This is a genomic window from Nocardioides bruguierae (genome assembly GCF_023554635.1).
In the GTDB taxonomy this organism is placed as follows: domain Bacteria; phylum Actinomycetota; class Actinomycetes; order Propionibacteriales; family Nocardioidaceae; genus Nocardioides; species Nocardioides bruguierae.
The window spans coordinates 127,008-140,082 of the sequence record NZ_JAMJPH010000028.1; the positions used below are offsets into that span (position 1 = coordinate 127,008).

Annotated in this window: 11 protein-coding genes and 1 pseudogene; 9 read left to right on the forward strand and 3 right to left on the reverse strand. The window is 70.9% G+C overall.

From position 1 onward, the window contains the following. Positions 1-98 precede the first annotated feature (98 nt). From M8316_RS21320 to M8316_RS16120, 3 genes and pseudogenes are all read right to left on the reverse strand, one after another. On the reverse strand, positions 99-770 hold the full coding sequence (locus M8316_RS21320; protein WP_372490223.1) for a glycoside hydrolase family 127 protein: 672 nt from the start codon (positions 768-770) through the stop codon (positions 99-101). 99 nt (positions 771-869) lie between these two features. Next, positions 870-2,156, reverse strand: a pseudogene (locus M8316_RS21325) (glycoside hydrolase family 127 protein); the annotation flags it as partial. A gap of 77 nt (positions 2,157-2,233) precedes the next feature. Continuing rightward, positions 2,234-3,559, reverse strand: a complete 1,326-nt coding sequence (locus tag M8316_RS16120; RefSeq protein ID WP_372490608.1) for a LacI family DNA-binding transcriptional regulator — start codon at positions 3,557-3,559, stop codon at positions 2,234-2,236. A gap of 89 nt (positions 3,560-3,648) precedes the next feature. On the opposite strand from M8316_RS16120, the gene M8316_RS16125 reads away from it, so the two are divergent. The 9 genes from M8316_RS16125 (at position 3,649) to M8316_RS16165 (ending at position 13,074) form a co-directional block, all read left to right on the forward strand. Continuing rightward, positions 3,649-4,230: a TetR/AcrR family transcriptional regulator gene (locus tag M8316_RS16125; protein WP_250056236.1), complete on the forward strand. Its 582-nt coding sequence runs from the start codon at positions 3,649-3,651 to the stop codon at positions 4,228-4,230. A 112-nt stretch (positions 4,231-4,342) separates the two neighbouring features. Next, complete coding sequence (locus M8316_RS16130; protein ID WP_250056238.1) at positions 4,343-5,293, forward strand: formylglycine-generating enzyme family protein; 951 nt, start codon at positions 4,343-4,345, stop codon at positions 5,291-5,293. A 38-nt stretch (positions 5,294-5,331) separates the two neighbouring features. After that, the gene (locus M8316_RS16135; RefSeq protein ID WP_250056240.1) at positions 5,332-6,696 is read left to right on the forward strand and encodes a sulfatase family protein; all 1,365 of its coding nucleotides are present in this window, start codon (positions 5,332-5,334) and stop codon (positions 6,694-6,696) included. Further along, entirely contained in the window at positions 6,693-7,079 is a 387-nt protein-coding gene (locus M8316_RS16140; protein WP_250056242.1) for a YidH family protein, read from the forward strand. The genes M8316_RS16135 and M8316_RS16140 overlap by 4 nt, the downstream gene beginning before the upstream one ends. Further along, positions 7,076-7,453: a DUF202 domain-containing protein gene (locus tag M8316_RS16145; protein WP_250056244.1), complete on the forward strand. Its 378-nt coding sequence runs from the start codon at positions 7,076-7,078 to the stop codon at positions 7,451-7,453. Before M8316_RS16140 ends, M8316_RS16145 begins: the two co-directional genes overlap by 4 nt. Before the next feature lie 156 nt (positions 7,454-7,609). After that, positions 7,610-9,157: an ABC transporter substrate-binding protein gene (locus M8316_RS16150; RefSeq protein ID WP_250056246.1), complete on the forward strand. Its 1,548-nt coding sequence runs from the start codon at positions 7,610-7,612 to the stop codon at positions 9,155-9,157. Then, on the forward strand, positions 9,154-10,098 hold the full coding sequence (locus M8316_RS16155) for an ABC transporter permease (protein ID WP_250056248.1): 945 nt from the start codon (positions 9,154-9,156) through the stop codon (positions 10,096-10,098). Before M8316_RS16150 ends, M8316_RS16155 begins: the two co-directional genes overlap by 4 nt. Before the next feature lie 25 nt (positions 10,099-10,123). After that, complete coding sequence (locus M8316_RS16160; RefSeq protein ID WP_250056250.1) at positions 10,124-11,005, forward strand: ABC transporter permease; 882 nt, start codon at positions 10,124-10,126, stop codon at positions 11,003-11,005. Beyond that, positions 11,002-13,074 carry an ABC transporter ATP-binding protein gene (locus tag M8316_RS16165; protein WP_250056252.1) on the forward strand — a complete coding sequence of 691 codons (2,073 nt, stop codon included), beginning with the start codon at positions 11,002-11,004 and terminating at the stop codon, positions 13,072-13,074. The genes M8316_RS16160 and M8316_RS16165 overlap by 4 nt, the downstream gene beginning before the upstream one ends. Position 13,075: the final 1 nt, after the last annotated feature.

A 13,075-nucleotide genomic window follows, 5' to 3' on the forward strand; every position in this document is an offset into this window, starting at 1 on the left:
CGATCACATCTACTATCAAGCGGTTACTAAGGATTTGGCCGAGAACCTTGCATGACCTGCGGCGATCGAGAAGCAAGCGCCGTGATCCGGCAGACGGTTCAGCTCGTCGGGAGCCAGATGCGCATGGTGGTCCGTCCCCGCCTGCCCCATCCGCGATAGGGCCTCAGTGCGACCCGCACACGGTCCTCGGCACCACCCGAAGGGTCCGCGGGCCCCAGATGCGTCTCGCGGTACGGCCCGGGGCTGGACGACACCGCGCCCTCGCCTGAGCTCGTCGCACGACCCGCGATGAGGCGACCGGCCGCCCCACGCACCCGAGGACGGTAGGGCCACGCGGCGTCGAGTGCAGAGCGCGAGCGGAGCGACACCCGTGCCGGCATCCCCTCGCGGAGTTCCGAGGACGGGTCGTCTACGGCCACGTCGTCGAGGGACCAGCCGGCCGGCAGGTCGATGCCTTCCAAGCACAGCACGTCCGGGCCATGCTGCACGGCCAGGCACCCTCGCACCGAGTCGATGCGGGGGTCAGGCTCGATCACACGGGGCCGCAGCGGCAGATGCAGCTCCACCCGGTCCCCCGGGCTCCACGGGCCCACCGCGGTGGCCCAGCCAGGGCTCACGTCCACGGGCGCGGCTCCGCGCACCCGGAACGTGGCTCCCTCGCACCATTCAGGAACCCGCAACCGAAGCTCACACGGCGTCTCGGGAGCCTCCTCGACAACGACGACGACAGTGCCGTCATCCGGGTAGTCGGTACGGACACTCAGCGCCAACGAGCCACCGCGCCACGGCGTCCGCAGGACGTAGTCGCCGTACTGGTGCAACTGCACCCCACGCTCGTCGACGGTAGCGAAGTACGCACTCAGTGAGGCGAACGTGCGGGCGAGGTTGGTGGGGCAACAGGAGACCTCGAACCAGGGGGCACGGTCGGAACTCTCGGCCCGGGGATTGGCCCGCACCGGGTCCACGGGCTCACCCTCCACGCGCTGATGGAGGGGGTTGGCATAGAAGAAGGCGTCCCCGGAGTCGGACGGCGAGGCTGCCACCACGTTGTACAGCGTGCGTTCAATGAGGTCGGCATATCTGACCTCCCCGGTCGCAAGGAGGAGGCGCCAGGCCACCATGATCGAACCGATCCCTGCGCAGGTCTCGCAGTAGGCACGATCGTTGGGGAGCTCCCAGTCCTCGCCGAACCCCTCGTCCTGGTGCCGCGACCCCATGCCGCCCGTGATGTAGGTCCTGCGGGAGACGGTGCGGTCGTACTGGCGCTGCACAGCGTCGAGCAGTTCGGTGTCGGACTGGTCGACGGCGAGGTCGATCGCAGCCGCCGAGAGATAGAGCGCTCGGACGGCGTGACCCCGCAGCACGTCGGCCGTCAACACGGGCGTGTCGTCCTGAAAGTAGGCACGACCGAAGTTGCCCTCGCCCAGGGAGCCGTGGCCACGGCGGTCCACGAACGTACGGGCCATGTCGATGTAGCGCGGCTCGTCGAGCGCCCGGCCGAGCTCGACCAGTCCCACCTCGATCTCCGGGTGTCCGCAGATGGCTTCACGTGCCCCGTCCGCGAACTCCTCGCACAACTGGTCTGCGGCCCGCACCGCAGCACGCACCAGCGTGCCCTCCCCGATCGTGCGCACGTGTGCGACGGCGGCCTGGAGGAGGTGGCCGGCGACGTAGAGCTCGTGTCCTTCCGCCAGGTCGCTCCACCGAGGCCGCTGCTCCCCGTGCCCGAACGCGGTGTTGAGGTAGCCGTCCAGATCCTGTGCCGCGGCGATCCGGGTGGCGAGCGCCTCGAGCCGCACGGGCAGGGTCTTGTCGCCAGTGCGGGCGTACTCCCAGGCCATCGCTTCGGCGACCTTGTAGACCTCGGAGTCGGAGAAGACCCACCCAGGCCTGTCGCCCATCGGTTCACCCGAGGCGACGCGGTCGAAGTTCGACAGCCAGCCCTCGTGATCGAGCCAGTGCATGACGTGGTCGAAGGTCCGGTCGGCATTGACGGACTGGTACTGACGCCACAGTCCGCCGTGCAGCACCAGGGCGTCCAGTGGCAGCGGATGGAGTCGCCCGGTACGCGGAGAGACAGGGACAGCGCGGGCCCGGGTAGAGACTGGCGAGGTGGCGCGGGCTGCTCGCGCCAGGGGTTCGTCGACGGATGTCATAGGAGACCTTCCTTCTCGGAGCGCAGCGGCCGGGTGCAACGACGGACGTCTGCCCGGGTTGCAGGACGCTGAGCGGGTCAGATTCTCTTGGCGGGGCCGACACTGCCGCGGTCGCGGAACACCGGCGCGACCAGTCGGGCGATGTAGGCGGAGTCGTGGGGGCGCTGCCCCTCTATGCGATGGACGAGGTGCTGGACAGCGAGACGTCCCAGGAAGTCGGGTGCGCTCTCGACCGAACTGAACGGAAGAGAGAAGACACGAGCGAATTCCTCGGAGTAGCGGCCGATCACTGAAAGGTCGTCGGGAGCGCTGAGCCCGCGCTGGTGAAGGACGCCGGGCAACGCTGTCGCCGCCGCCTCGTTGTTGAGCAGGAGGGCCGTGACCCCGGGGTGCTCGTCGAGAAGATCATGGAGGCACTCCCCTATCTCGGGAGCGCGGGAGGGAGCGAAGCTGTGATGTACGCGAACCCCGAGCTGCTCGGCGCGCTGCATGCATCCGTCACGCAGTCGCCACACGTAGGCACCGCCGCGTTCGACCACGTCGTGAGGTTGCGAGATGAGCAGCATCTCCTCGTGGCCTGCCTCCACCATCTGCTCGACCATGAGTCGCCCGGCCTCAGGGAAATCAAGGTCGAACACGTCGACACCCGCACCGTCGCGCGGAAGACCGACGAGGGCTCCTGGCTGTTCCGCATTGCGGAGCAGAGGTATTCGGGGATCATCCTCTGCGACGTTCAACAGCACCACCCCATCGACCATCCGCGAGTCTGTGACGCGACGCAGCGCCGCAGGACCGTCCGGGTCAGTCACGAGGAGCACGTCGTAGCCGAGCTTTCGGGCCGTGTCCGTGACTCCCTGGATGTACTGGAGCATCGCCGGAGCGAACTCGTCATCGAGGAACTGGGCGAGAAGGCCGATCACCCGCGTCTGCGAGGTCCTCAGCGCACGGGCACCCGCGTTCGCGGTGTAGCCGAGCTCGCGGGCAGCGTCCGCGACACGAGCCCGCACTTCCGGCGAGATGGCTCGACGACCGGAAAATACGTAGGAGACCGTGGAACGCGAGACACCGGCGCGCTTGGCCACGTCACTGATCGTGACCATGCATACCCCCTGATCGAACCGATTCGATTGATGTGGATCACACTGTGACATCCAGGCGCTTCCGGCGCAAGGCGTGGAGGGCCGAACACTATTGTCCTCACCTACGCCACCTTGGCCCGGCACGTCCTCGGGTTCAGCCTTGCAGTTTCCACGGGAGGTGTCTCTCGCAGAACAAGGAGGCGCCGCGAGCAGTGTGGCCGCCAACCCACGCGAGGGGCGCCACCGCCCCTGGGCTACTGTCGAACGGATCGAGGGATTCCGATTACGGCGTTGATCGCCGCCGGACGAGCTCGCCCCGGTCATGTGGTCGTACTGGCGCAGAGACCGGGCGCGACCGCGTGCGTCTCCCGCTACGACAGCGCCTACACTTGCTCGACACCCGAGGAGGCCACGTGACGATCGCGCCGCGCCGCACCCGCCGCGAGGAGATCATTGAGATAGCGGCGCGCGTGTTCGCCAAGACCGGCTTCCGTGCGACCTCGCTCGCGGAGGTGGCGGCCGAGGTCGGCGTCTCCCAGCCCGGCCTTCTGCATCACTTCAAGACCAAGGACGCCCTCATCCTCGCCGTGCTGCAGCAGCGCGACGCGGAGGACGAGGAGTGGATGGCCGGGGCGTTGGACCCCGACGACGTCACGCTCGAGACGTGGGTGCGGGTGATCGCCGAGCGCAACCTGGGGCAGCCCGGCCTGGTCCGACTGTTCACGCTCACGGCGGCGGAGAGCCTGGACGCCGACCACCCGGCGCACGAGTACTTCAGCCAGCGTCACCTCCACAGCCGTGCCGCGCTGACGGCGATCGTGCGACGCGACCAGGAGGCCGGCCGGGTGCACACCGACCTGGACCCCGAGGTCGTGGCCATCGAGGTCCTGGCGATGATGAACGGGCTGCAGCTCTTCTGGCTCTCGGCGGGGGACGTCGACCTCGTGGGGCTGCTGATGGCCCACGTCCGCCGCTACCGGACGGGCGCCGCCTGACCGAGCCTCGGCCCCGCCAGGCAGGCGGTCCCACCGGGCCCCAGCCTGGGCCCGGTGGGCGTGACGGGGCACACTGTCCCCCGACCTACCAAGCACTCGGTCAGGAGGACTCATGAGCTCGTGCTGCATGCCGGGGCGACCCGGCGGCGAGGGCGCGGCCCCGGCGGCGGACGCCCTGCCCGCCGCGACCACGGCGGACGACGGGGCCTCCTGGGTCGCGCTGCGAGGCGGACCCTTCCTCATGGGCACCGAGGATGCCGCGGGGTTCGCCTCCGACGGAGAGGGGCCGATCCGCGAGGTCGTGCTCAGTCCGTTCGAGGTCGACCGGTACACGGTGAGCAACGACCGATTCGCCGCGTTCGTCGCGGCGACCGGGTACGTCACCGAGACCGAGCGGATCGGCTGGTCCTACGTCTTCGCCTCGTTCTTGCCCGGGCCGTTGCGCAAGGCCTCGCCGCGGCCCGACGTCACACCCTGGTGGGCGGCCGTCACGGGCGCCACCTGGGACCACCCCGAGGGGCCGGGCAGCGACCTCGACGGGCGCGCCGACCACCCCGTCGTCCACGTCTCGTGGGCGGACGCGAACGCCTACGCCCGCTGGGCCGGTGCCCGGCTGCCCACCGAGGCCGAGTGGGAGCACGCGGCCCGAGGCGGCCTCGAGCAGGCCCGGTTCGCGTGGGGTGACGAGCTGACGCCGGGGGGCGAGCACCGCGCCAACATCTGGCAGGGCCGCTTCCCGGTGAGCAACACGGTCGAGGACGGCTACCGCGGCACCGCGCCCGTCGACGCCTACGCGCCGAACGGCTACGGGCTGCACCAGGTCGCCGGCAACGTGTGGGAGTGGTGCGCCGACCGGTGGGGCACCACGCACGCCCCTGCGGGCGCACGGGACCCGCGAGGGCCGGCGACAGGTGAGGACCGGGTCATGCGCGGCGGCTCCTACCTCTGCCACGACTCCTACTGCAACCGGTACCGGGTCGCGGCCCGCACGCGGAACTCGCCGGACAGCGCCGGCGGCAACCTCGGCTTCCGGCTGGTGCGCGACTTACTGACCATTAGGTAACGTGTCCTGAGACACGACCCGCAGGTCCAGGAGCGCCCATGCCGTTGAACATCCTCGTCATCACCGCCGACGACATGGGGGCCGAGGCGCCCGGCTGCCTGGGCGGGCCGTCCTGGACGACGCCCCACCTCGACGCGCTGGGCGCATCCGGGGCAGTTCTCGGCCACGCGTTCGTCCCGATCGCGGTGTGCCAGCCCAGCCGGGCGGCCATGCTCAGCGGCCGCTGGCCGCACCGTAACGGCGCCATGGGGTTCGAACCCATGGACGAGCACGTCGAGCTGCTCACGGACGTCCTGCGCGAGCAGGGCTACCTGACCGGTGCGCTCGGCAAGCTCGAGCACCTCCAGCCCCAGGCTCGTCTCGCCTGGGACTTCACCCGCGACCGGGCCAACCTCGCCGACGGTCGCGACGCCGCCGCGTACGGGTCGAGCGCCCGCACGTTCGTGCGCGGTGCCCGTGAGCAGGGCCGCCCGTGGTTCCTGCTCGCCAACTCCCACGACCCGCACCGGCCCTTCCACGGCAGTGACGAGGAGCAGACCTTCTACCCGCCGGAGGTCCGCGATGCCTTCCCGGAGCCCTCGCGCACCTGCCCCCCGGACGACGAGGTGAGGCTGCCGGGATACCTCCCGGACCTCCCTGAGGTGGAGCGCGAGTACCGGGAGTACCTCTCCTCGGTGCGTCGCTGCGACGACACCATCGGGGCCCTGCTCCGGGTGCTGGAGGAGGAGGGCCTGGTCGAGGACACCCTTGTGGTCTTCCACGGCGACCACGGCATCGCCCTGCCGTGGGCGAAGGCGAGCTGCTACCGACCGGGCATCCACGTGCCCGTCGTGCTGCGCTGGCCGGGAGAGGTCGAGCCCGGGACGCGGATCGATGCGTGGACCTCCACCCTGGACCTGCTGCCCACGCTGTGCGAGGCCGCCGGCGCACGGGTCCCCGAGGGGGTGGACGGGCACAGCCTCGGCCCGCTGCTGCGCGGGGAGGTCTCGACCTGGCGCGAGGAGGTCGTCTCCGTCTTCCACGAGAACTCCGGCGGCATGCGGTTGGAGATGCGCGGCCTGCACCGCCCCGACCGCACCTACGTGTGGAACGCCTGGGCGGACGGGACGCCGCGCTACCGGGCGGAGAACATGTGGGGCCGCTCGTGGGCGGCCATGGTCGAGGCGGCCGAGGGTGACCCCGCGATGGCGGCGCGCACCGACTTCTACCTGCGCCGTGCCCCCGAGGAGCTCTACGACACCCAGGTCGACCCGGACGCGCTGCACGACCTCGCCTCCTCCCCGGAGCACGCCGACGACCTCGCGGCGTGCCGCGCGGCGCTGTTGCGGTGGATGGAGGACGTCAAGGACCCGTCGGTCGAGCAGTTCCGCGCGCACCTCGGCACCACGGTGGTCGGCGCATGAGCGGGGCGACCGACCGTGGCACCCGACGCTTCCCGGCGGGGGTCTACGCCGCCGGCGGTGAGCCGGACCCCCGCTTCAGCCTCGCCAACGAGCGGACGTTTTTGGCCTGGATCCGCACCTCGCTGGCGCTGGGGGCGGCCGGCGTCGCGCTCGTCGCGCTCGACCTGCCGATCGAGCCGTGGCTCGAGCGCGTGCTGGCCCTGGGCCTAGTCCTGCTGGGCGCGCTCGCTCCTCTCGAGGGCTGGTGGGGCTGGGTCCGCACCGAGCGTGCCCTGCGCGAGGAGCGGCCGCTGCCGTCCGCGCTCCTCTCGCCCGTGCTCGCGGGCGGCACGGCCGTCGTCCTCGGCGTGCTGCTGGTCGCCCTCGTCGTGAGCAGCCTGTGAGCGCAGCGCCGGTGGACGAGCGTGACCGCGGGAACGCCCGCGACGCGGGACTCTGGGACGTCGCCGTGCAGGCCGAGCGCACGGCGCTCAGCTGGCGCCGCACCGCCCTCTCGCTGGCGGTGGCGGCCGCGGGAGCCGGCCGCGTCCTCGCCCCCGCGTCGCCGCGGGTCGCCCTCGCGGCGGCCCTGGCCTTCGCCCTGGCCGCCCTCGCCACCGGCGCCTCCGCCCTCCGGTACCGCACTGTGACCCGGTCCCTGCACCGTCACGACGAGTTGGTGGGGCCGGCGCGGGCCGGCGTCCCCGTCACCGTGCTGGCTGTCTGCTGCTGCCTCGGGATGCTCGGCGTCCTCGTGGTCGTCGCCTTCGTGGAGTAACGCTGAGGGACATCCATCGGATAAAGATCGCCGCGTGCGCTTGCTCACTTACTGAGCATTAAGTAACGTGTGCCACGTCACGGACCTGAGAGTCCGACGCCACCGACCCGCACTGCGGCCGGTCGGAGGGCACCTCGTCATCCAAGGAGAACAGCCATGTCCCAGACTCGTCTCGCGCCCGTCAGTCGGGCCCTGGTCGGCATCGCCGCCCTCGTGCTCGCCGGCGGCTCCCTGACGGCCTGCGCCTCCGCCGTCCAGCAGGAGGCGTCCGGCGGCTCGGGTGAGTGCGTCGACGGTGGAACGCTCACCATCGCCAACGCCCAGGCGCCGATCCCCGAGCGCGTGCTCGCTCAGGGTGCCGCGAACCAGTGGTGGGCCCGCGGGGTCTTCGAGCCGCTGGCCTACGGGACGGCTGAGGACCCCACGGCGCTGGACCTGGTCCTCGCCTCGGACATCTCCCTCTCCGACGACGACCTCACCGCGGTCATCACGCTGAACGAGGGAGTCACCTTCAGCACCGGGCGCGACATGACTGCCGACGACGTCGTGTGGACCTTCGAGACGGCTGCCTCGGAGACGTCCCCGTCGGACGTGAAGGCCATCCTGGCTACGTGGGACATCGAGAAGACCGGCGACCTCGAGGTCACCATCACGGGCCAGAACCCGCTGACGCCGGTCCTGGCGAGCACCCTCGACCTCACCCCGATCGTGGACTCCGAGACCTACGACGGCCTGCTCGACGGCAGCCAGATGATCGGCACCGGGCCGTACGTGGTCAGCGACTACACCGCCGGCGCCGGCATCACGCTGGAGCGTCGTGACGACTACTGGGGCGAGGAGCCGTCGCTGGCCACGGTCCAGGTCGACACCATCGCCGATTCCACCGCCCAGATCTCGGCCCTGCGCTCCGGGAGCACGGCGATCGCCTCCGGTCTCACCATCCAGGACGCCACGACCCTGGTGGACGGCGACGACTCGTTCAGTCTGTCCTCCGGGGCGGACGCCGTCTTCCCCCTCGTCATCGACACCACCAAGGGAGCCGGCGCGGACGTCAAGGTCCGCCAGGCCATCGCCATGGCGATCGACCGGGACCGGATCAACGAGCAGGTCTTCTCAGGCCTCGGCGACACCGACGGCCTGTACTGGTCGCCGTCCAGCCCGGACTACCCCACCGACCAGGCCGGCTTCACGTACGACCCTGACGCCGCCTCGGCGCTCGTGAAGGAGGCCGGTGCGGAGGGCGAGACCGTCACCATCACCTACCTCAACATCCCGACACTGGCCGCCGAGTACCAGATCATCGCCAACAACCTCGAGGCGATCGGCCTGACGGTGAAGGCAACGCCGCTGGCCGGTCCCGACTTCCAGGCGCGTGCCGCCGAGCAAGCCGCCGGCAACTACCTGATCCTCCGCGGCTCCAACGGCGGAACGGCGTTCATGCTCCAGACCAACGCCGACCTGCGCCTCGCCGGTGCCCACCGCGTGTTCGACACCCCCGAGTACGAGAAGCTCGTGAACGCGGTCATCGCAGCCGGCGAGGACAGCGCCGAGGCCACCGCCGCCCTCACCGAGTACATGAACGAGCAGGCGTTCCTCGACGTGCTCGTGACCGCGCCGTTCCCGTCCGTCGTCGACTCCAGCGTCCAGGGCATCGCCTACTCGCTGGGCGGCACCAACTACTACGACGCCTGCGTGACCCAGTGATCCGCTACCTCGTCCGCAAGCTGCCCTCGGTGGTGCTGGTCCTCCTGGTCACCAGCGTCATCGCCTTCAGCCTGCCGCGCCTGGTGCCCGGTGACCCCGCGGCACTGCTCGCCGGTCCGGACGCCTCGCCGCAGACGATCGCAGCCATCCGCGCGGAGCTCGGCCTCGACCAGCCGTACGTGACGCAGTACCTGCACTGGATGCAGGGACTGTTCACCGGTGACCTCGGCACCTCGCTGCAGTACCGGCGGCCGGTCTCCGAACTGATCGGGGACCGGATCGGCTCGACCCTCGAGCTTGCCGTGCTGGCCGGGCTGCTGCTGGTCGTCGCCGGCATCGGTCTCGGCGTCGCGGCCGGCTCCTCGAACCGACGCTGGTCGCGATTCCTCACCGAGGGCACCAACACCACGATGCTCGCGATGCCTCCGTTCCTGGCGGGCCTGCTGCTCATCCTGGTCTTCGGCGTCGCGCTGCCCGTCCTCCCCATCAGCGGCGAGGTCTCGGTGCTCTCCGACCCGGTCATCGGCATCCAGTACCTGATCCTGCCCGCGATCGCCCTGGCCCTGCCCATGGCGGCCGGCATCGCCCGGCTGGTGCAGACCCAGATGCGTTCGGTCCAGCAGGAGGACTTCGTCGACCTGGCTACGGCCAAGGGCGTGCCGTCCGGGCGCATCTACCGGCGCCACGTCCTGCGCAACAGCCTCGGCCCGGCCGTCGTGGCCATCGGCATCCGCTTCGGCGACCTGCTCGCCGGTGCCGTCGTCATCGAGGCCATCTTCGCCCGCAACGGCATCGGCCAGCTGGCCGTCACCTCGGCGCAGGCCTCCGACTACGCCGTCATCCAGGTGGTGATCGTCGGGACGGTCTTCGTCGCCGTCATGGCGCAGCTGCTCACCGAGATCACCCTGGCCGCCCTCGACCCCCGCATCCGGCTCGCCTGAGCCGCGCGACACGACTGGAGAAGCCATGTCTGCCACCAGCGCTCCCGCGCGCAGGGCGACCAAGGACGTCCGCCGGGCCCCCCGGTTCCCCACGCTCCACCGCTACCTCATGGTGCTCAAGAGCGGGCGCGGCATCACCGCTCTCGTGCTGCTCGGCACCCTCGTGGCGCTGGCTCTGCTCGCGCCCGCCCTCTTCCCGGGCGGGTACGACGAGCAGAGCAGCGGCGCGCTGGCCGGGCCGTCGGCCGCCCACTGGCTGGGCACCGACGAGTTCGGCCGCGACATCCTCGTCCGCACGATCTACGGCCTGCGCACCGACCTCACGCTCATCATCACCGCGGTGCCCGTCAGCCTCGCGATCGGCACCCTGCTGGGCCTCACCGGCTACCTCAACGGTCGCCTCGGCCTGTTCGTGCAGCGTGCCCTCGACATCGTGCTCGGCATCCCCGGACTGCTGCTCGGCATCATGATCGTGCTGGTCATCGGCGCCGGATGGTTCGCCCTGTTCTCGGCCATCGTCATCGCGGGCCTGCCGCAGTTCGGTCGCCTGGCGCGCGCCGGCCTGCTGACCCAGCAGGACCGTGAGTACGCGGTGGCCTCGCGGACGCTCGGTGTGCCGCGTCGCACGGTGATGGTCCGCCACATCCTGCCGAACGTCGTCGACCCGCTGCTGGTGACCGCGGCGATCTACACGGTGGCCGCGATCTTCATCGAGGCCAGCCTCTCGATCGTGGGCCTGGGCATCAACCCGCCGCAGCCCTCGCTGGGCGCGCTGCTCAACACCGGCGCGCGCTACGTCCAGACCCTGCCCACCTACGTCATCGGTCCCGGCGTGGTGCTCCTGCTCCTGGCCCTGGCCTTCACCCTCCTCTCCGACGCGCTCAACAAGGCGGCGAACCGACGATGACCATCACCACCCCCTCGACCGAGCCCGCCGGCTCCCTGGACACGGACCTGCTGCTCGACGTCCGCGGTCTCCAGACCCACTTCGAGACCCAGTTCGGCATCGTCCGGGCGGTCAACGACGTCTCCTTCACGGTCCGCCCCGGCGAGGTCGTCGGCATCGTCGGCGAGTCCGGCTCCGGCAAGTCGGTCACCGCCCGCTCGATCCTGCGGATGATCCACAAGCCGGGCCGCGTCGTCGGCGGCGAAGTGCTCTACCGCGGCCAGGACCTGCTCGGTGTCTCCGACAAGGAGATGCAGGCACTGCGCGGCTCGGAGATCGCCATGGTCTTCCAGGACCCGCAGTCGGCGCTGAACCCCGTGATGACCGTGGGCGACCAGATCGCCGAGGCACTCATCGTGCACGGCGGCGAGAAGAAGGCCTCGCGTGCTCGCGCGCTGGAGCTGCTCGAGCAGGTCGGCATCCCGGACGCGCCGCGCCGGCTCGACGAGTACCCGCACCAGTTCTCCGGCGGCATGCGCCAGCGCGTGGTCATCGCCATCGCGCTGGCCAGCTCACCCAAGCTGCTCATCGCCGACGAGCCGACCACCGCGCTCGACGTGACCATCCAGGCGCAGATCCTCCGGCTCCTCGCCCAGCTGCGCGAGGATCTCGGCGTCGCGGTGCTGATGATCACCCACGACATGGGCGTCGTCGCCGAGATGTGCGACCGCGTCGTGGTCATGTACGGCGGGCGCGTCATGGAGCGCGGGCCGGTCGAGGCGATCTTCAGCGCGCCCCAGCTGCCCTACACCGCGGATCTCCTGGCCGCGATGCCCAAGCTCGAGGACGGGGAGGAGCACCGACTCCCGGCGATCCCGGGCGCCCCGCCGGACCCGTCCCGCCTGCCCACCGGGTGCTCGTTCAACCCGCGCTGCCGCTTCGCCGAGGACCGGTGCCGCGAGTCCGTGCCGGTGCTGACGATCCGTGGACCCGAGCACAGTGCCGCCTGCCACGTCACCGGGGACGGCGCGCCGCTGACCCCGGCGCCTCCGGCGGAGGCCACGGCCGCCCGTCGCGAGATCGGCGGCGAGCCACTGCTGGAGATCACCGACCTGCGGGTCGACGTCAACTGCGGACGCGGCGGGCTGCTCGGCAAGGCCGACCCGGTGTACGCGGTGGACGGCGTCAGCCTCGAGGTCCGCCCCGGTGAGACGCTCGGCCTTGTCGGCGAGTCCGGCTGCGGCAAGTCCACGCTGGCTCGCGCGATCATGGGGATCAACCCCGTCTCCGGCGGCTCGGTCTGCATCGGCGGCCAGGAGCTCGGCCCGAAGGACCGGGCCGGGTCCAAGCGCATCCGTGAGACCGTCCAGTACGTCTTCCAGGACCCCTTCGCCTCGCTCAACCCGCGCCGCACGGTGCGGCAGTCGATCGAGGAGGCCCTCGAGGTCCGTGGCGTGCCGGCGAAGGAGCGGGAGGCCGAGATCCTGCGGCTCTCCGAGCGTGTCGGGCTCAACCCGCTCCACCTGGACCGGCTCCCCCACGCCTTCTCCGGCGGCCAGCGCCAGCGCGTCGGCATCGCGCGTGCCCTGGCTGCCGAGCCCCGGCTGCTGGTGTGCGACGAGCCCGTCTCCGCGCTCGACGTCTCCATCCAGGCGCAGATCATCAACCTCCTCTCGGACCTGCGCGACGAGCTCGACCTGGGCTTCCTGTTCATCGCCCACGATCTGTCGGTGGTCAAGCACATCAGCGACCGCGTGGCGGTGATGTACCTGGGCACCTTCGTCGAGATCGGTGACGCCGAGCAGGTCTACAGCGACCCGCAGCACCCCTACACGGCCTCGCTGATGGCGTCCTCCCCGAAGCCGGACGTCGCCCAGCGCGACCGCGAGCGGATCGTGCTCACCGGTGACCTGCCGTCCCCCAAGAACCCGCCGACCGGTTGCCGCTTCCGGACCCGCTGCCCCATCGGGCCGCTCTTCCGCGACGACCGCCAGGTCTGCATCGAGCAGGCGCCGACGCTGACGCCGACCGCGACCGGCCAGATGGCCGCCTGCCACTTCCCGGGCGAGCTCGCCGCCCCGACCGCCTGAG

Excerpts from the sequence above, each read along its gene's own strand:
- M8316_RS16135 (WP_250056240.1), top strand. The coding sequence starts at position 5,332 with ATGCCGTTGAACATCCTCGTCATCACCGCCGACGACATGGGGGCCGAG.
- M8316_RS16130 (WP_250056238.1), top strand. The coding sequence starts at position 4,343 with ATGAGCTCGTGCTGCATGCCGGGGCGACCCGGCGGCGAGGGCGCGGCC.
- M8316_RS16150 (WP_250056246.1), top strand. The coding sequence starts at position 7,610 with ATGTCCCAGACTCGTCTCGCGCCCGTCAGTCGGGCCCTGGTCGGCATC.
- M8316_RS16160 (WP_250056250.1), top strand. The coding sequence starts at position 10,124 with ATGTCTGCCACCAGCGCTCCCGCGCGCAGGGCGACCAAGGACGTCCGC.
- M8316_RS16165 (WP_250056252.1), top strand. The coding sequence starts at position 11,002 with ATGACCATCACCACCCCCTCGACCGAGCCCGCCGGCTCCCTGGACACG.
- M8316_RS16140 (WP_250056242.1), top strand. The coding sequence starts at position 6,693 with ATGAGCGGGGCGACCGACCGTGGCACCCGACGCTTCCCGGCGGGGGTC.
- M8316_RS16120 (WP_372490608.1), bottom strand. The coding sequence starts at position 3,559 with ATGACCGGGGCGAGCTCGTCCGGCGGCGATCAACGCCGTAATCGGAAT.